19 protein-coding genes are annotated in these 17,174 nt (G+C 47.0%); 8 read left to right on the plus strand and 11 right to left on the minus strand.

Features of this window, described 5'->3' with window-relative positions; genetic code table 11:
* Positions 1-67 precede the first annotated feature (67 nt).
* The 4 genes from BLU98_RS03780 to BLU98_RS03795 are packed head-to-tail and all read left to right on the plus strand — an operon-like array spanning position 68 to position 2,732.
* A complete protein-coding gene (locus tag BLU98_RS03780) occupies positions 68-913 on the plus strand; it encodes a methylated-DNA--[protein]-cysteine S-methyltransferase (RefSeq protein WP_092722168.1) in 846 nt (281 codons plus the stop codon).
* Positions 910-1,158: an Ada metal-binding domain-containing protein gene (locus BLU98_RS03785; protein ID WP_092722170.1), complete on the plus strand. Its 249-nt coding sequence runs from the start codon at positions 910-912 to the stop codon at positions 1,156-1,158. Before BLU98_RS03780 ends, BLU98_RS03785 begins: the two co-directional genes overlap by 4 nt.
* Positions 1,142-1,753 carry an alpha-ketoglutarate-dependent dioxygenase AlkB family protein gene (locus BLU98_RS03790; RefSeq protein ID WP_092722172.1) on the plus strand — a complete coding sequence of 204 codons (612 nt, stop codon included), beginning with the start codon at positions 1,142-1,144 and terminating at the stop codon, positions 1,751-1,753. The genes BLU98_RS03785 and BLU98_RS03790 overlap by 17 nt, the downstream gene beginning before the upstream one ends.
* A 19-nt stretch (positions 1,754-1,772) precedes the next feature.
* A complete protein-coding gene (locus BLU98_RS03795; RefSeq protein WP_092722174.1) occupies positions 1,773-2,732 on the plus strand; it encodes an ion channel in 960 nt (319 codons plus the stop codon).
* A 1-nt stretch (position 2,733) separates the two neighbouring features.
* On the opposite strand, the gene BLU98_RS03800 is transcribed toward BLU98_RS03795, so the two are convergent.
* Genes BLU98_RS03800 through BLU98_RS03810 form a run of 3 tightly spaced genes read right to left on the minus strand, consistent with a single transcriptional unit; the run spans position 2,734 to position 5,890 of the window.
* Complete coding sequence (locus BLU98_RS03800) at positions 2,734-4,026, minus strand: M28 family metallopeptidase (protein ID WP_092722176.1); 1,293 nt, start codon at positions 4,024-4,026, stop codon at positions 2,734-2,736.
* A 53-nt stretch (positions 4,027-4,079) separates the two neighbouring features.
* On the minus strand, positions 4,080-4,811 hold the full coding sequence (locus tag BLU98_RS03805) for a LytR/AlgR family response regulator transcription factor (RefSeq protein ID WP_257574687.1): 732 nt from the start codon (positions 4,809-4,811) through the stop codon (positions 4,080-4,082).
* A gap of 29 nt (positions 4,812-4,840) precedes the next feature.
* A complete protein-coding gene (locus BLU98_RS03810; RefSeq protein WP_092722178.1) occupies positions 4,841-5,890 on the minus strand; it encodes a sensor histidine kinase in 1,050 nt (349 codons plus the stop codon).
* Between the two features lie 115 nt (positions 5,891-6,005).
* Here BLU98_RS03810 and dxs point away from each other — a divergent pair, with 115 nt between their 5' ends.
* Entirely contained in the window at positions 6,006-7,940 is a 1,935-nt protein-coding gene (dxs, locus tag BLU98_RS03815; RefSeq protein WP_092722181.1) for a 1-deoxy-D-xylulose-5-phosphate synthase, read from the plus strand.
* On the opposite strand, the gene BLU98_RS03820 is transcribed toward dxs, so the two are convergent.
* The 3 genes from BLU98_RS03820 to BLU98_RS03830 all read right to left on the minus strand — a co-directional run bounded on the left by BLU98_RS03820 (position 7,937) and on the right by BLU98_RS03830 (position 9,537).
* A complete protein-coding gene (locus BLU98_RS03820; protein ID WP_037327423.1) occupies positions 7,937-8,719 on the minus strand; it encodes a segregation and condensation protein A in 783 nt (260 codons plus the stop codon). The two genes, dxs and BLU98_RS03820, sit on opposite strands and share 4 nt — an antisense overlap.
* Before the next feature lie 72 nt (positions 8,720-8,791).
* The gene (gene mscL / locus BLU98_RS03825) at positions 8,792-9,211 is read right to left on the minus strand and encodes a large conductance mechanosensitive channel protein MscL (RefSeq protein ID WP_092722184.1); all 420 of its coding nucleotides are present in this window, start codon (positions 9,209-9,211) and stop codon (positions 8,792-8,794) included.
* Between the two features lie 68 nt (positions 9,212-9,279).
* Positions 9,280-9,537 carry a hypothetical protein gene (locus BLU98_RS03830; protein WP_139173826.1) on the minus strand — a complete coding sequence of 86 codons (258 nt, stop codon included), beginning with the start codon at positions 9,535-9,537 and terminating at the stop codon, positions 9,280-9,282.
* Here BLU98_RS03830 and BLU98_RS03835 point away from each other — a divergent pair.
* Entirely contained in the window at positions 9,518-10,387 is an 870-nt protein-coding gene (locus tag BLU98_RS03835; RefSeq protein ID WP_092722188.1) for a DMT family transporter, read from the plus strand. The genes BLU98_RS03830 and BLU98_RS03835 overlap by 20 nt on opposite strands.
* Positions 10,388-10,401: 14 nt before the next feature.
* On the opposite strand, the gene frr is transcribed toward BLU98_RS03835, so the two are convergent.
* Both frr and BLU98_RS03845 read right to left on the minus strand, forming a co-directional pair.
* Positions 10,402-10,965, minus strand: a complete 564-nt coding sequence (frr, locus tag BLU98_RS03840) for a ribosome recycling factor (RefSeq protein WP_092722189.1) — start codon at positions 10,963-10,965, stop codon at positions 10,402-10,404.
* A 26-nt stretch (positions 10,966-10,991) separates the two neighbouring features.
* A complete protein-coding gene (locus tag BLU98_RS03845; protein WP_092722191.1) occupies positions 10,992-11,831 on the minus strand; it encodes an FkbM family methyltransferase in 840 nt (279 codons plus the stop codon).
* An 80-nt stretch (positions 11,832-11,911) separates the two neighbouring features.
* On the opposite strand from BLU98_RS03845, the gene BLU98_RS03850 reads away from it, so the two are divergent.
* Entirely contained in the window at positions 11,912-12,754 is an 843-nt protein-coding gene (locus tag BLU98_RS03850) for a transketolase (RefSeq protein WP_092722193.1), read from the plus strand.
* Here BLU98_RS03850 and BLU98_RS03855 read toward each other — a convergent pair whose 3' ends face one another.
* Both BLU98_RS03855 and rbfA read right to left on the minus strand, forming a co-directional pair.
* Positions 12,755-13,966, minus strand: a complete 1,212-nt coding sequence (locus tag BLU98_RS03855) for an FtsX-like permease family protein (RefSeq protein WP_092722195.1) — start codon at positions 13,964-13,966, stop codon at positions 12,755-12,757.
* Positions 13,966-14,334 carry a 30S ribosome-binding factor RbfA gene (gene rbfA / locus BLU98_RS03860; protein ID WP_092722197.1) on the minus strand — a complete coding sequence of 123 codons (369 nt, stop codon included), beginning with the start codon at positions 14,332-14,334 and terminating at the stop codon, positions 13,966-13,968. The genes BLU98_RS03855 and rbfA overlap by 1 nt, the downstream gene beginning before the upstream one ends.
* A gap of 63 nt (positions 14,335-14,397) precedes the next feature.
* Here rbfA and BLU98_RS03865 point away from each other — a divergent pair, with 63 nt between their 5' ends.
* Complete coding sequence (locus tag BLU98_RS03865; RefSeq protein WP_092722199.1) at positions 14,398-16,218, plus strand: ABC transporter ATP-binding protein; 1,821 nt, start codon at positions 14,398-14,400, stop codon at positions 16,216-16,218.
* Here the strand turns inward: BLU98_RS03865 and BLU98_RS17515 are convergent, their stop codons facing one another.
* On the minus strand, positions 16,219-17,169 hold the full coding sequence (locus BLU98_RS17515) for a TraR/DksA family transcriptional regulator (protein ID WP_105470011.1): 951 nt from the start codon (positions 17,167-17,169) through the stop codon (positions 16,219-16,221). It abuts the gene before it with no gap.
* Positions 17,170-17,174 lie beyond the last annotated feature (5 nt).

The following is a 17,174-nucleotide window of genomic DNA, read 5'->3' on the forward strand; positions in this document are numbered from 1 at the left end:
CAACTTCGCAAGTTTCGGGTTTTATGGCTACCCTATGCGTTTTAGTTTTGTTCTATAATTAACACCCATGAACGACCAGGAAAATATCAACTACGGGCGTGTGGCAGCGGCCATTGATTATATCAGGGAAAATTTCCGTTCGCAGCCCGACCTCGATGAAATTGCAGAAAAAGTACATCTGAGTCCCTTTCATTTTCAGCGGCTTTTTACGGAATGGGCAGGTACCAGTCCGAAAAAATTCCTGCAATACATCAGCATCGCCCATGCCAAAAAAATGCTCAAGGAGGAACAAGCTACCCTGTTCGAAACAGCTTATGAGACAGGGCTTTCCGGCACCAGCCGCCTGCATGATCTTTTTATTCATATAGAAGGCATGACGCCTGCCGAATACCGCGATGGCGGAAAAAGCCTCGCCATCAATTATAGTTTTGCAGAAAGTCCCTTTGGCAATATCCTCGTGGCTTCTACCCCCAAAGGCATTTGTTATATGGCTTTTGCCGATGATGCGGAACAATCATTTGAAGCGCTTCGCAAACAGTTCCCTCATGCACAGTTCAGGCAGGTAGTAGATATGATCCAGCAAAATGCGTTGTACATTTTTACGCAGGACTGGAAAAACCTCGGCCAGGTAAAGCTGCACCTCAAAGGCACCGATTTTCAATTAAAAGTCTGGGAAACATTGCTCAAGATACCGTTGGGGCGCTTGGCGACTTATGGTACTATTGCCCAACAAATAGCGCAGCCCCATGCAGCGAGGGCCGTTGGAACAGCCATCGGAAGCAATCCCGTGGCATACCTCATCCCCTGCCATCGTGTTATTCAATCGACCGGCATTTTTGGCGGTTATATGTGGGGACCTACCCGCAAAACAGCGATCATTGGCTGGGAAGCCGCTAAAACAGCAATGAAATGATCAGGCATATTAATATCAGTAATAATGAACTAAGAAAAAAGATCAGACACCGCGAAATTTTGATGGGTGGAAACAGCAGGCTGAAAATTTATGGTAGCTTACTATGCAACTCCGGGAAACGCATGAGTAAAAACAACCGTGTATTCTTTGCCAACGCTGAAGAAGCTATTCAATTAGGCTTTCGTCCGTGTGGACATTGTATGCGGGATGCTTATCAAACTTGGAAAAATGGATTTATTCAGTAATAGCATAGACGAAACCACCAACCTGCTCCCTAAAGACGGCATCGTCAATTATTTTGGGAAGTTGTTGTCAAGAAAAGCAAGCGATCATTATTTTGATCGCCTGTTGGAAGACATCCGGTGGAAAAACGATGAAGCCATCATTCTTGGTAAACACATCATTACCAAGCGCAAGGTAGCCTGGTATGGTGACAGCAACTATGCCTACACCTACTCGAATATAACCAGGCAGGCGCTCATCTGGACCAAAGAACTACTTGAATTAAAAGCGCTGATAGAAGAACGAACAGAAACTGTTTTCAACTCCTGTCTGCTTAACCTCTATCACAATGGTAATGAAGGAATGGCCTGGCACAGCGATGATGAAAAATCGCTGGGAGTCAATACTATCATTGCTTCCCTCAGCTTTGGCGCCGAACGGAAATTTGCTTTCAAGCACAAAAGAACCGGCGAAAAAGTTGGCCTCATTTTAGAATCAGGCAGTCTGCTTGTAATGAAGGGAACTACCCAAACGCATTGGCTGCATCGCTTGCCTCCTACCAAACTGGTTTCAAAACCCAGAATCAATCTTACTTTCAGAACCATTTACGATCTTTAGGTTTCTCAAACCCGGCAATATGTCTCTTTATAAAAAAATCAATCCTTTTTCAAAGCCAAACAACGATATTGGTTTCACCACCAATACCAGCCAGATCCTGGGCGGCCGGTTCATCAATAAAGACGGCAGTTATAACCTGGTCAAGGAAGGCATGCCTTTCTGGAAAAGAATAAGCATATTTCATGACATGCTTACCCTGCCCCAGTGGAAATTCATCAGCATCATTGTGCTGTTTTATTTTGTCATCAATCTTGTTTTCGCTGCTGTTTATTACCTGTTGGGGCCGTCTCAAATGTCGGGTTTGCCTGCTGGCGATCAGTGGAAAATATTCAAGGAACTGTTTTATTTCAGTACACAAACCTTCACAACAGTTGGCTACGGGCATATTTATCCTGTTGGCGATGGGGCCAGCCTCGTATCCGGACTCGAAGCGCTGACCGGCTTCTTATCACTGGCCATTGCTACCGGTTTAATCTATGGACGTTTCTCCAAACCCAGGAGTTACCTGGTGTTCAGCGATCATGCATTGGTGGGTCCGTATAAAGATGGCACTGGCATTATGTTCCGCTTTGCCGCTATTAAAGACAAACATACCCTTACCGATCTGGAAGTAAGGGTGAATGTGGGCATGCAGGTGTTGGAAAACGACTCGCTTATATACAAGTACTTTTCATTGAACCTGGAAAGGTCGCGCGTGGAAAGCATGCCCATGAGCTGGACCGTTGTGCATCCCATAGACGAGAACAGTCCCTTCTCCGGTTTTACCGAAGATGATATGAAAAATGCCGATGTGGAATTGTATGTTATGCTGAAAGGATTCGACGACGTGTTTTCCAACTTTGTTCAGCATCGCACTTCCTACACTTACAACGAAATACTCTTCAACCGCAAGTTTGTACCCATGTACCGGGAGAGTGAGGATGGCAGCGTCACCATCCTGGAATTGCACAAACTGAACGTACATGAGATAATGAACTGATCTATTTCAACCCGGCAGTATCTACCCGCGAAGGCGTTTCCTTTCCGTTCACAATACCTCTTGAACTCAATGCAATGGCTTTGATGATCATGGTCATGTTATCGAGGTCCAGCGTTCCTATTTCGTCGCTGGCTTTGTGATAATTTGGTTCGCTGTCCATCTTCGATGTAGAGATCGTATGCGCAGGAACGCCCAAACGCGCAAGGGTAGCATTATCTGAGCGGTAGAATAATTGTTGATCGGGATATGGATCCGGATAAAAATTAAAACCGGTTCCTTCCAGGTTGCCTTGCAGTATCTTGCCCATATCCGTTTTTTCGTACCCGGTGATATAGGCGGAATTCCTTCCCCATTTGCTTTCTGTTCCAATCATTTCAATATTGAACATGGCTTTCACCTCGTCGGGGTTGAATTGCTTGGAAAAATAAGTAGCTCCGAACCCTCCTGCTTCTTCTGCTGTAAAAGCAGCAAAGATCAGGGTGCGTTCGTTGTTATTCAGTGCTTTGAAATATTTAGCCAGCATCATCACTGCCGTAGTGCCTGCCGCATCATCATTGGCGCCGTTGTAGATAGAGTCGTTATTAATCATATTCCGCGTATTGATGCCCAGGTGATCGTAGTGCCCGGAAAAAATAACATACTCATTAGGCTTGCTCTTGCCAGTCAGCACACCTACCACATTGGCCAGTTTCATTTCGGTGATTTCATGTTTGGCTGTGATCGTGTAAGCAGTCGGTTTTTGGGTAGTGAGTACGAACACTACATTCTTATCTGTTTTGAACAGGGCCGATTTCATACGGGTGAGGTTACCGAACAAGTGGCCAAAACTGGTATCTACCAGCACCAGGTAATTCTTATTTCCATTGAGCACTTTGCCCACCACGCTGCGTATATTATCATTGGCTGCCACGGTCACTGTTTCGTAACCCGAATGTTCGTTGATCGTCAGTTCGGGCTGGCATGTGAACACAATCACATTCCTGCTGTCGATCGTTGCACCATCGAAAGAACAGTTAACACCCAAAAATTTCGGGCGAACCATGGAAAAAGATTGCAGGTAAGTGCCGCCGTTGTTGAGTGTTTGCAACCCGGTCTGTTTGAATTCAGAAGCGATGAAAGCCGCTGCTTTTTCAATCCCCGGCGTAAAAACACGCCGCCCTTCCATATCATCTGCTGATAACGTGCGCTCTATGCGCTCTACTTCTTTAACCTGGATGACCTTATCGGCCGATGTCTGTGCAAAAGAAAATGTTGCTGCCAGTGAAGACAACAACATCAAACTAAATTCTTTCATTACTAATTGTTTGTTTTAATTGAGCCATTGCGTATCGAGTCATTGTCACATTATCAAAGACTCATCATTTCTTTGAACTTCACCGTTTGCCTCCGGCTCACTTCTATTTTTTCCCCTCCTTTGAGGTCTACCAGCAACCCGCCATTGAAATAAGGTTCTATCTTTTCAATCCAGCGAAGGTTGATGATGTGTTTGCGATTAGCGCGGAAGAACATACGGTCATCGAGCCTTTCTTCGAGTGCGTTCAGTGATTTCAGGATAAGGGGTTTATGGGTGCCGAAGAATACTTTGGCATAGTTGCCCACACTTTCAAACAAACGTATCTCGCCCAGCTTCACAAACCAGCAGCGTTCGCCATCTTTCACAAACACCTGGTCGATCTCTGTCAGCGGGCCGCGGTTGAGTCCACTTACACCGGCCGTTTCCTTGAATATTTCTACCTGTAGTTTCTGGATGGCATCGGCCAGCCGCTTGGGTTCGATGGGCTTCAGCAGGTAGTCCAGCGCATTCACTTCAAATGCTTTGATGGCATATTCATCATAAGCAGTGGTGAAGATCACCCTGGGCGCTTTTTCCAGTTCCGCCAGCAGGTCGAACCCGGTTTTGCCGGGCATCTGTATGTCCAGGAAAATCAGGTCGGGATTCAGGTTCTCGATCTTTTCCACGCCATCGTCTACATTGGCCGCCTCTTCTATGATCTCAATATCGGAGTGGTCTTGCAGCAACTTTTTGAGTTCGTTGCGTGCAAGCCTTTCGTCATCAATGATAATTGCTTTGATCGCCATATTGCTAATTTATGAATAGAATTTATGAATTACAATTCCTTTACGGGCATGATCACTTTGGCTTCTACCATGCTGTCGTCCAGGTCGCGAATGGAGAAAGTGGCCTGTGCACCAAAAAGCAGTTTGAGCCGGTTATGGGTACTGTTGATACCGAATCCATCGTTGCTGGCATTGCCATTCATCTGGCCCGTATTCTGCACAATCAGTTCGTGATGGTTGTCTTTGAAATCGGAAATGATACGGATAAGTCCCCCGCATTTTTGTTTTCCGATACCATGCTTGATGGCATTTTCCACCAGGGTTTGCAGCATCATCGGCGGAACGGGTTGGTCGAGGGTATCTTCATCGATATCATAGGCCACCTGCAAACGGTCTTCAAAACGAATATGTTCAAGCGCCAGGTAGTCTTTAACGATGTTCAGCTCTTTTTCAAAAGGAACTGTTTCGAGTTTTTCGGCCAGCATGCTGCTGCGGAGTATATTGCTCAGTTCAGTGATGGCCGTCCGCGCCCGTTCCGGATTCTCATCCACCAGCGCCCTTATACTGTTGAGGGCATTGAAAATAAAATGCGGATTGATGTGCGACTTGATTGTTTTCAACTCCAGTTCTTTTACCAGGCTTTCCAGCCGCACTTTTTGTATTTCGCTTTTGGTACCCAATTCCACATAATGCCATACATAATAAATAGAAACCCATACCAATATCAGGGGCGATTCGAAGAGCAGGTTGATAAGGAATCGTTTCTCCACCGATACTTTTTTCTCGGGTAAATAAAGATGGAGCCATTCGGCCATGAGACTGTTGGCGAAATTGTAGACCACAATGATACCCAGCACCACCACCGTGAGCAGCCACCATTTCTGCGCAACAACAGGTGGCTTCAACTTGAAGCGTATGATCAGTGCACGCAGTAAATGCGTGAAGGCAATACCCATGAGGATGGTTACGCCGGTCTTGGGGTAAAAGATTTTATTGGTCGGGTTCTCAAAGATAAATGCGAAGAAGATCATGGTCAGTCCGTAGAACAACCACCCCCCCACCTGGCACCACCAATATAATGTCACTTTTCCGCTTCTCATGTTAAGAACAAATATAGAGGGATTATTTCCCCACGTATCCAGGAAATTTGATTAAAGGCAAAATCGGTATCTGTTTGGTGCAAAAGCGTATTTTTACATTTTAAATTCTGCCTGAATGGAGATCAGACCCGGTCATTTACTACAATCCATCAATCATCCCGACGATCTCAAAAAACTCGGCCGTGAGCAATTGCAACTGGTCTGCGATGAACTGCGCCAGTATATTATCGATATCGTGAGTGTCCATGGCGGGCATTTTGCTGCCAGCCTGGGCGTGGTGGAACTCAGTGTAGCCCTTCATTATGTGTATAATACACCTTACGATCAATTGGTGTGGGATGTGGGACACCAGGCTTATGGACACAAGATCCTTACCGGCAGGCGCGATAATTTCGTCACCAACCGCAAATACAAAGGTCTCAGCGGCTTCCCCAAACGCAGCGAGAGCATCTACGACACATTCGGCGTAGGCCATTCTTCCACTTCTATTTCTGCCGCCCTGGGTATGGCCATGGCCGCCAAATACAAAGGCGAGCACCGCAAATCGGTGGCCGTCATCGGCGATGGCTCCATGACCGCAGGTATGGCTTTTGAAGCGATGAACCATGCCGGCGTGGCCGACAGCGACCTGCTGATCATCCTGAACGACAACTGCATGAGCATCGACCCCAATGTAGGGGCCCTGAAAGAATACCTCACCGATATTACCACTTCACCCACTTATAACCGCTTGCGCGATGAAGTATGGAACCTGATGGGTAAACTGCCTGTGGGTAAGAATTTCAGTAGGGACATGGCCAGCAAACTGGAAGCTGGCATGAAAGGTATGGTGAGCAAGAGCAGTAATCTTTTTGAATCGCTCAAGCTGCGTTATTTCGGTCCTATCGATGGCCACAATATTACCAAGCTGGTAGATACATTGAAAGACCTCCGCGAAATGCCCGGTCCCAAACTCCTGCACATTGTTACGGTGAAAGGAAAGGGTTATGCATTGGCCGAAAAGGACCAAACCAAATGGCACGCGCCCGGTTTGTTCGATAAAGTGACCGGCGAGATCTACAAGAAAAAAATAGAAACACCCCAGCCTCCCAAATACCAGGACGTATTCGGGCAAAGCATCATTGAACTGGCCGAACAAAACAGCAGCATCATGGGCGTTACACCGGCCATGCCCAGCGGCTCTTCCCTGAAATTCATGATGGAGAAAATGCCGCACAGGGCTTTCGATGTAGGCATTTGTGAGCAGCACGCCGTAACGCTCAGCGCCGGCCTGGCTACCCAGGGCATGCGGGTATTCTGCAATATTTATTCTTCTTTCATGCAACGCGCCTACGACCAGGTAGTGCATGATGTAGCCATACAGAAATTGCCCGTGATCTTTTGTCTCGACCGCGCAGGCTTGGTAGGCGAAGACGGACCTACTCATCATGGCTGCTACGATATCGCTTACATGCGTTGCATTCCCAACCTGGTTGTCAGTGCGCCCATGAATGAGCAGGAACTGCGTAACCTCATGTACACGGCACAACTCGAAAGCAATCAATCGCCCTTTGTAATCCGTTATCCGCGCGGAGAAGGTGTGATGCCCGAATGGAGAACACCCTTCGAAGCCGTTACCATTGGCAAGGGACGCAGGTTGAAAACCGGTAAAGAAATAGCTATTCTCAGCTTCGGCCATCCGGGCAATTTTGCTACTGCCGCTATTCGTGAATTGCGCACACAGGGCATTGATCCTGCGCATTATGATATGCGCTTTGTAAAACCTATCGACGAAGCATTGCTGCATGAAGTATTCAGTCAGTATAGCAAGGTTGTAACAGTGGAAGACGGTACTGTGGTAGGCGGGTTCGGCAGTGCGGTATTGGAATTCATGAACGAGCACGGATACAAAGCATCACTGCGGATACTGGGCATACCTGACAGGCTGGTAGAACATGGCACACCCAAAGAACTTCACCGCGAATGTGCGTATGATGCGCAAGGTATTGCAGATGCTGTAAGGGATATGATGAAAGAGACGGTGAAAGTCAGCGTATCGGCGGGTATTTAATTTTGGGCTTCTTCTTCGCCTATTTCTTCTGCACGGTTATCATTCCATTCTACAATGAAATTGTTGCGTCCTTCTCCTACCATCAGCTTCATGTAACGTTGCTGTGATAATTCAAGGATGGAAAGGAAGAGGAAGATGGCATGGATACGGTCTTCGCAAACTTCGAATACCTTTTCAAACGCTACTGTCTTTTCTTTTTCAATGAAGCCGAGCATATAATCGCGGCTCCCTTCCATGGTATAATTGTAGCGAACAACAGTATGCACCGGTTTATTCTGCCTGTCGTGCACCCTTTGCATTACCTTTTCAAAAGCTTTCATCAGCTTGAACATGGTAATGTTCTGTATTTCGGTTCCTTCCGAAGATTCTTCGCCGATCTCCGACAATTCTTTCTGCAGGTTGCCGCGCTTCACCATGAGCATGCGAATGGCTTCCATCTCTGCCATCTGTACCGCCGCTTCTTTGAAGCGCTTGTATTCGAGTATTTTGTCAACCAGTTCCTGGCGCGGATCTATTTCATTGCCCTGGGCATCGATCTCTTTACGTGGCAGCAACAGCCTGGCTTTGATGCGCATGAGCGTAGACACAAAAAGAATGAACTCACTGCTCAGCTCAATGTTCAGTTTTTCTCCCTGGTGAATAAATTCCAGGAAATCATTGATGATCCGTGTAATGGGAATATTGTAAATATCCAGCTCATCCCGTTCTATAAAAAACAAGAGAAGATCGAACGGGCCTTCAAACTGGTCTAACTTGATCTGGTAAGTGGTAGTATTCATTTGCTGCGAAAATAAGAAAAAGAGTGGGGAGTGAGGTTTTAACCCCAAACTCCCCATTCCCTGATGGGCAACTTATTTTCTTAATGCATCCCTGATCTCTGTGAGCAGTTTCTCTGAAGTAGTGGGGGCAGGTGGCGCAGCGGGTGCGGCTTCCTCCTTGCGCTTAAGGCGATTCATGCCTTTAATCAGCATGAATATTACAAAAGCCAGGATAATAAAGTTCAATACCACCGTTACAAAATTACCCCAGGCAAACACAGGCCCCAGTTTTTTGGCTTCGGCCAGGGTAAGTCCGGGTGTTATTTTGTCTGATAATGCCACATAGAGATTGCTGAAGTCGGCTTTGAAAATAATGCCCACAATCGGCATGATGAGGTCGTTCACCACCGAATCGACGATCTTACCGAAGGCGGCGCCGATGATCACACCGACAGCCAGGTCCATGACGTTGCCCTTGGTGGCAAACTCTTTAAATTCTTTTACGAATCCCATAGTGTATAGATTTAAATATGACAATATAAACATATTTCCGAAAAACCTCCAAGCCTTTAACCAGGTTTTTATCCCAAGTGATCCTCGATCGTCATCCCGAGCGCAGCCGAGGGATCTGCCTGAATCCTCAGCAGCTCCTTCGACTCGCTTCGCTCGCTCAGGATGACGTACTTCGACTCGCTGCGCTCGCTCAGGATGACGTGCTTCGACTCGCTGCGCTCGCTCAGGATGACGAATCGCGGAATAAATTGACGAGTGGAATAGATAAATAAAAAATCCGGCGCATCTTTGAAGAAATCTAAACCCTTGCGAGACAAATTAATCAACTGGGGCATTTTTATTGCTCTTTCCGTTATATGGGGCAGCTCTTTTATATTGATGAAAGCCGGTATGGTGGCATTATCACCCTACCAGGTGGCTTCGATCCGCATTCTCAGCGCCGGACTGGTACTCCTGCCCTTTGCACGCAAAGCCCTATTGCAGGTTCCCAGGAATAAAATGCCGTTGGTCATCCTGTCCGGACTCATCGGTAATTTTTTTCCGGCCTACCTGTTTTGCATTTCAGAGATCAAACTGGACAGTTCACTCGTTGGCATCCTGAATGCATTGACACCTCTCTTTACGATCCTCGTTGGTGTAGGCTTCTTCCAATTAAAAGTAACCACCAGCAAAGTGGTCGGTGTGATCATTGGTTTCATCGGACTTTGTCTGCTCATGCGCGCTTCCGGCACCATCAGCCTGCAATCTCTTTCTTATGCAGCACTCGTATTACTGGCTACCTTGCTGTACGGCATCAACGTAAACATGGTGGGCAGGCATTTGCAGGGCGTAGGTTCTTTGAACATTGCCTCGCTGGCATTCACTTTCCTCATCATTCCCTGTCTTATTATTTTATATTTCAACCATTATTTTTCACTGCCATTGGGAAGTTGGACAGTTCAACGTTCTACCCTGGCCGCATTTATATTGGGCGCAATGGGAACGGCTTTCGCTTCGATTCTCTTTTATATGCTGGTAAAAAGAGCAGGAACTTTATTTGCTTCACTCGTAACTTACGGTATCCCCTTTATTGCAGTGTTATGGGGACTTTGGGATGGAGAATCGGTGAACATCTGGCAGATGCTCTGCCTGGGAATTATTTTATCGGGTGTATACCTGGTGAATAAAAAGAGTTGACAGTGGTCAACTCTCTATACCGCCATCATTTCTTTTTCTTTAGCAGCCAGGTGCTTATCAACCAGTGCAATGAATTTATCGGTCAGGTCCTGCACGGTTTTCTCGGCATCTTTCGCCGCATCTTCACTCATACCATCTTTTTGCAGTTTCTTCACCTGTTCAATAGCATCGCGACGAACATTGCGGATAGCCACTTTGCTCTGTTCTCCTTCTGCACTGGCTCTTTTAAACAACTCCTTGCGGCGTTCTTCCGTTAACGGAGGCATGAAAATGCGGATGATCACACCATCATTCTGTGGTGTAACACCTATATTGGCCGCCATGATGGCCCTTTCAATGGGCTGCACCATGTTTTTTTCCCAGGGTTGAATGCTAAGGGTTCTCGCATCCAATACACTCACATTGGCTACCTGCGCAATGGGGGTGGGAGCGCCATAATATTCTACGGTAATGCCGTCTAACATAGCAGGACTAGCCTTACCAGCCCTGATCTTACCCAGCTCCGACTCCAGGTGGTTGATCCCTTTGCGCATGGTATCCTCGGTATCGGCTAATATCAAATCCAAATCTTCTGACATATAATTGTTTTTTTGACCGGGCAAATCTAAATAATTGCCAGAACATTTGATGCTGTACCGGGTGCGGCCATGTCTTCCGGCCTTGTCAGCAATATTTTATTCAATGGTTTGGTCGTATCGAAATGTTGCACATCGTACACACGGTATCCGAAACCAGAAAGGAAATCATACATGGCGGTGCGTTCTTCCCTGGTAAGCGTGGGGAATACTTCTGCTGCAATCGCAGGTTTATACGCAGCTATCAGTGACTCAATGGTTTTTAAAACCGAGAGGTCATGCCCTTCTGTATCTACTTTAATGAAAGACAGCTTGGGCAACCATTCCGGGTAGTGCTGTTGCAGGTATTTTTCGAGGTTAACACCCCTGACTTTCTGTTTTAATTTGAATTTTCCGTGGGTAGCATCACCCTCACTGTCTACCAACCCTCCATTACTGAATGAAGCTTCCGATGAAGCAAAATAAAATTCCCCGTCTTCCGGTGTTGCAGCAAAAGGGAGGGGTACGATCTTCGATTTGTCTTTATTCAACCGGGCATTGGCTTCGAGGATGGCATACACCTGTGTATTGGGATCCAGGCCCAGTACCAGTCCATCTGCACCCGCAGCAATACCCATGGCAACGGTGAGATCACCTGTATTCGCGCCAATATCAATAGCCATTCCGCCTTCCTTGATCACAGTCCTGAAGAAATCCACTTCCTGCTGTGTAAGCTTCTTTGGGGGCACCAGCGGGTTCAACCAGTTGGCGTACTCCACCACTCCTTCACGCTCGAGGTCGAACCGGTCGACACGGTAACCGAAATCCTGGAAATAACGGCGCGCTTTTTTTCTTTCAAAAGAGGCTTTCAAATAACTGAATATCGACATGTTTGGTGTTTAGCGGGTAAAAATAATATTAAATCATCTCCATTTAGCTTTTATCTTCGCGGCCATAATCGATCATCTCTATGGCAAGCATACAGGAATTGAAAGACACCGCCAGCCAGATCAGGCGTGATATTGTAAGAATGGTTCATGCCGTACAAAGCGGCCACCCCGGCGGATCACTGGGCTGCACCGAATTTTTTACTGCGCTTTTCTTTCGTACGCTGAAACACAATACGCAGTTTGCCATGGATGGCAAAGGTGAAGATCTGTTTTTCCTGTCTAACGGCCATATTTCACCCGTATATTATTCAGCACTTGCCCGTAGCGGTTATTTCGATGTAAAGGAACTCGCTAGTTTCCGCAGAATCAATTCCCGTTTACAGGGCCACCCTACTACCCATGAGCATTTACCCGGTATTCGCATTGCGAGTGGTTCGCTGGGTCAGGGTATGAGTGTTGCCATTGGAGCTGCCCTCAGTAAAAAACTGAACAAAGATCCCCAACTGGTATTCTCATTGCATGGCGATGGCGAATTGCAGGAAGGCCAGATATGGGAAGCCGTTATGTTTGCTGCCCACAATAAAGTAGACAACCTGATCTCTACGGTTGACTGGAATGGCCAGCAGATCGATGGTCCTACTAAAAAAGTATTGTCGCTCGATGATCTCCATGCAAAGTTTGAAGCTTTCAACTGGATGGTGCTGGAGATGAACGGCAATGATATGGATGATGTGATCGCCACACTTGATAAAGCCAAATCGCTCACCGGTCAGGGTAAACCCATTTGCATTCTCATGAAAACAGTGATGGGTAAAGGCGTTGATTTTATGGAAGGTAGCCACGAATGGCACGGCATCGCTCCCAACGATGAACAACTGGCCAAAGCGCTGGCGCAATTGCCTGAAACTTTAGGAGATTATTAATCAGCTTTTCAAAGACAATTGGTCTCTTCCTGCTTTGCGTGATGGTATCCACGCTGCCAGCAATGCGATGATCAGTATGGTACAGGCTACCAATGCGAAATCGGTGGGCATCATTTGCACCGGGTAATAATCGATGATGAAAGTATCACCTCCCAGTTTGACCAGTTTGTACTTCATTTGCAGCCAGCATATAATGGTGGCCAGCACGATGCCTGCACCTCCTCCAACTGTTGCCAATAAAAATCCTTCCGACAGGAAAATGCGTTCAATGTTCTGGTCATTGGCGCCCAATGCTTTGAGGATCGCGATGTCTTTTTGTTTTTCGAGTACCAGCATGGTAAGTGCACCCACCATATTAAATGCCGCCACTATTAGTATGAGTGACAGGATGCCGTAGATCACCCATTTTTCCATTTGCATCACTGCATACAAACTGCGGTTTTGTTCGTAACGTGTTTCTACAATATAATCATTCCCCAATTGCTTTTGCAAGGCAGCTTTGATCTGATCGGGATCGCTGTTTATTTTCAGTTCAAGGGCGCTGTATTCATCAGGCCCCATATTCAGCATGTATTTTAAGAATGCCAGGTTGGTGAAAGCATATTTGTTGTCGAAGTCCTGCTGCACCATGAAAGTACCGGCTGCCAAAGCATTAAAAGCATTGAGTCCGTCTGCCGATCCAAACCTCGCCGCCTGCCTGTTGGGCATATAAAGCGTCAGCGGGTATCCTTTTTTAGTAACGTCTGCCGCTATTGCATTTTCAATACCCACACCCAATACCAGTGTGGGCGCTTCGGTGGTGCCGGTTTCAAAGCGGCCTCTTTTGATATGCGCTGCGATCTTGTTGAGTTGCGTGAACTGTTCATCCACGCCCTTGATATATACGATGGTTTGCAGCTCGCCGTTTACCAGCAAGGCTTTTTCTTCTGCAATAAAACCCAGCGTTGTTATTCCGGAAGTGGCCCTGATACCGGCTACCTGTTCTTTGTTCAGCAAAAGGGTCTTACCCTTCGCCGGAACAATGCGCATATCGGCATAAAAATCCACATAGAGACTTTTCACCAATCCTTCAAAACCATTGAATACACTCAGTATAATGATTAGTGCAGCACTGCCCACTGCAATGGCCGCGATGCTGATCCATGCAATGATGTTGATGGCATTGGTTGATTTCTTAGACCGGAAATAACGCCAGGCAAAGAGCAGGTTCATCAGGAGTCCCCTTTTTTCTCGTCATTGATCTTTTTGAAAATGTCTTCCATCTTGAAAACATAATCAAGCGTATCATCGAGGTAGAATTGCAATACCGGTATCCTTCGCAACTGGTGCTTGACCCTGTTCACCAGTTCCCTTTTGATTTCCCAGGCTTTCGACTCAATGGTCTTCATAGCGGCAGCTGCATCTTTCACCTGGAAAAGACTCAGGTAAATACGGGCTTCGAGCAGGTCGGGCGTCACTTTCACCGATGAGATGGAAACCATCCCTCCATCGATCATTGACAGGTTGAGGTGCCTGAATATTTCATTCAACTCCTGCTGCAAAGCGCCGGCCACCTGTCTTTGTCTTTTTCCTTCCTCCATATTCTAACAATTGATTGACTGTAAAAGTAGTTACTTTGCTGTGTTTTAAAGATTTTATCGCCTATGAAGCGTTTTTCGAGGATATTTTTTTACCTGCGGAACCAGAAGCAAAATATCGTTCTATATCTTGTATTCAACCTGTTATCGGTTATTTTTTCGCTCGTTTCACTGGCTATGCTGGCCCCCTTCCTGCAAATGCTCTTTGGCAAAGAGAAAATGTTGATTGCCAGACCGGCTTTTACTTTCAGCACCGAAGGAGTGACCAGCAGTCTCAAATATTTCCTGGGGCAGCTCATCAGGCTAAACGGACCGGAATACGCCCTGGGAGCCATTTGTGTGATCATCATCGTGTCTATTTTTTTCAAGAACCTGTTCACTTATTTTTCTTACCGGGTACTGGCGCCTATACGCAACCACGTCATGACGAGGCTGCGCGCCGACCTCTACGCCAAGATATTGCAATTGCCCATCGGTTTTTTTACTGAGCAGCGCAAGGGCGATATCATCAGCAGGATGAGCAACGATATGAACGAGATCGAATGGAGCATCATTGGAACACTGGAAGGACTCATCCGTGATCCGTTGAATATCCTGATCATCCTTGTTTTTCTTGTCATTATCAGTCCTGTTTTGTCGCTGTTCCTGATGGTATTGTTACCACTCACCGGCTTCATCATCGGACGGGTGAGCCGTTCCCTGAAAAAACAGTCGGGCGTTTCCCAGGAGCAACTGGGCATCCTGATGTCTATATTGGATGAAACACTTACCGGGCTACGGGTGATCAAGGCATTCAACGCAGAGAAGATCATCGGTAATAAATTCATTACCACCAACAAGACCCTCAACCATATCCGTAACAAGATGGCTTTCCGCCGCGACCTGGCTTCGCCCATGTCTGAATTCATGGGCGTGCTGGTGCTGTCTTGTATTCTCTGGTTCGGCGGCAAGCTGGTGTTGAATCACCAGGCAGGATTGGCGGTGGATGGCTTTCTTACTTATATTGTTTTCTTCACCCAGATTATCAACCCGGCCAAGTCTTTGTCCACTTCTTTCTATAATGCGCAGAGAGGGAGCGCTGCCATACAACGTATCGAAGACATATTGAAAACACCGGTTACGGTTACCGATAAACCCGATGCGCAAACCATTCACAGTTTCAACAGCCATATCGAGTTTCGCAATGTTAGTTTTGCTTATGATGATGTGACCATCCTGAAAAACATCAACCTGACAATTGAAAAGGGTAAAACCATTGCCCTGGTAGGATCGTCCGGCGCCGGTAAAAGTACACTGGCCGATCTCATCCCCCGTTTTCATGATGTGAGTGCGGGCGAACTGCTGATCGATGGGGTGAACATCAAGGAATATTCGTTGCATTCGGTGCGCAGTCTTATGAGCATTGTAACACAGGAGCCGATTCTTTTCAATGATACCATTGCCAGTAATATTGCATTGGGTATGGAGTATGCCGATGCTGCACAAATAGAACAGGCAGCGCAGGTAGCCAATGCATTACAGTTCATTAAGCAAAAAGAAGAAGGCTTCAATACCAATATCGGCGACCGCGGCAGTAAGCTCAGTGGTGGGGAGAGACAGCGCCTTACCATTGCACGTGCCGTGTTAAAAAACCCACCCATACTCATCCTGGATGAAGCCACTTCTTCTCTGGATACGGAAAGTGAGAAGCTTGTACAGGAAGCTATTAATAATATGATGCAAAACAGAACTTCTATCGTCATCGCCCACAGGCTGTCTACTATCCGTCATGCCGACGAGATCATTGTATTACAAAAAGGAGAGATCGCCGAAAGAGGTACGCATGAAGCTTTATTAGCGCAGCAAGGCATTTACCGCAAGTTGGTAGAAATGCAGGAAGTAAAATAATTACTCCGCAGTCGGTTTCACCAGTCCCAGTTTTGCTTCAAGACTCAAAGTAGCATGCGGCACTGCGCGCAAGCGGGCTTTGTCTATCAGCCTACCGGTAACGCGGCAGATACCATAGGTTTTATTTTCGATACGCATGAGCGCTTTTTCGAGGTGATCGATATAAGTGATCTGCCGGCTGGCCATCTGGCTCAGTTGCTCTCTTTCCATGCTCATACTGCCATCTTCCATGGTCATGTAACGGGCGTCATCGTTATCGCCGCCCATTTCATCTTTACGGGTGATCAATCCCTGTAAATAGGTCAACTCTTTTTTCGCTGCCTCTAATTTCCTGTTGATCAATTCTTTGAATTCATTGAGGTCTGCATCACTGTATCTCACGAGTGGGTCTGTATTTTTTGCGGTGTCTGCCCTTTTTTCCAAAGGGGTATAACCTGGGTGATAAGGAACACTTGTTTTTACACTGGTCTTGGGCACTTTGATATCCTTGATGGGTTCCAAAGGCTTGCGAACCGGTTTAACGGGCGGAGCCGGAGGCGCTTTAACTTCAGGCTTCTTCAGCACGGGTGGCTGAAAGGGCTTAGGCGCAGGTTTAACTACCGGGGCTGGTACCGGTTTGGCGGCCGGCTTCGCCACAGGCCTGGCTGCAACTTTGGCAGGGGCTGCCTTAACAACGGGGGCTTTTTTAGCCGGGGCCGCTTTCTTGGCAATAGGAGCAGGTTTAGCTGCTGGTTTTTTGGGTGCCGGCTTGGCCGCCACTTTTTTTGCAGGAGCCGCCTTTTTAGGAGCCGGCTTGGGTGTTGCTTTTTTAGGCGCAGGCTTGGCTGCCGCTTTTTTTGCAGGGGTCGCCTTTTTAGGGGCTGGCTTTGATGCTGCCTTCTTGGGGGCAGGCTTTGCCGGAGCTTTCTTGGCTGGGGCCGCTTTCTTAGAAGCAGGTTTCTTAGTAGCCATACGCT

The organism is Hydrobacter penzbergensis, assembly GCF_900106985.1.
Taxonomy (GTDB): Bacteria; Bacteroidota; Bacteroidia; order Chitinophagales; family Chitinophagaceae; genus Sediminibacterium; species Sediminibacterium magnilacihabitans.

Coding starts and splice junctions, on each gene's coding strand:
- dxs (WP_092722181.1), top strand. CDS start 6,006: ATGGAGATCAGACCCGGTCATTTACTACAATCCATCAATCATCCCGAC.
- BLU98_RS03795 (WP_092722174.1), top strand. CDS start 1,773: ATGTCTCTTTATAAAAAAATCAATCCTTTTTCAAAGCCAAACAACGAT.
- BLU98_RS03855 (WP_092722195.1), bottom strand. CDS start 13,966: ATGAACCTGCTCTTTGCCTGGCGTTATTTCCGGTCTAAGAAATCAACC.
- BLU98_RS03865 (WP_092722199.1), top strand. CDS start 14,398: ATGAAGCGTTTTTCGAGGATATTTTTTTACCTGCGGAACCAGAAGCAA.
- BLU98_RS17515 (WP_105470011.1), bottom strand. CDS start 17,169: ATGGCTACTAAGAAACCTGCTTCTAAGAAAGCGGCCCCAGCCAAGAAA.
- rbfA (WP_092722197.1), bottom strand. CDS start 14,334: ATGGAGGAAGGAAAAAGACAAAGACAGGTGGCCGGCGCTTTGCAGCAG.
- BLU98_RS03800 (WP_092722176.1), bottom strand. CDS start 4,026: ATGAAAGAATTTAGTTTGATGTTGTTGTCTTCACTGGCAGCAACATTT.
- mscL (WP_092722184.1), bottom strand. CDS start 9,211: ATGGGATTCGTAAAAGAATTTAAAGAGTTTGCCACCAAGGGCAACGTC.
- BLU98_RS03790 (WP_092722172.1), top strand. CDS start 1,142: ATGGATTTATTCAGTAATAGCATAGACGAAACCACCAACCTGCTCCCT.
- BLU98_RS03810 (WP_092722178.1), bottom strand. CDS start 5,890: ATGAGAAGCGGAAAAGTGACATTATATTGGTGGTGCCAGGTGGGGGGG.
- BLU98_RS03845 (WP_092722191.1), bottom strand. CDS start 11,831: ATGTCGATATTCAGTTATTTGAAAGCCTCTTTTGAAAGAAAAAAAGCG.
- BLU98_RS03805 (WP_257574687.1), bottom strand. CDS start 4,811: ATGGCGATCAAAGCAATTATCATTGATGACGAAAGGCTTGCACGCAAC.
- BLU98_RS03785 (WP_092722170.1), top strand. CDS start 910: ATGATCAGGCATATTAATATCAGTAATAATGAACTAAGAAAAAAGATC.
- frr (WP_092722189.1), bottom strand. CDS start 10,965: ATGTCAGAAGATTTGGATTTGATATTAGCCGATACCGAGGATACCATG.
- BLU98_RS03820 (WP_037327423.1), bottom strand. CDS start 8,719: ATGAATACTACCACTTACCAGATCAAGTTAGACCAGTTTGAAGGCCCG.
- BLU98_RS03850 (WP_092722193.1), top strand. CDS start 11,912: ATGGCAAGCATACAGGAATTGAAAGACACCGCCAGCCAGATCAGGCGT.
- BLU98_RS03780 (WP_092722168.1), top strand. CDS start 68: ATGAACGACCAGGAAAATATCAACTACGGGCGTGTGGCAGCGGCCATT.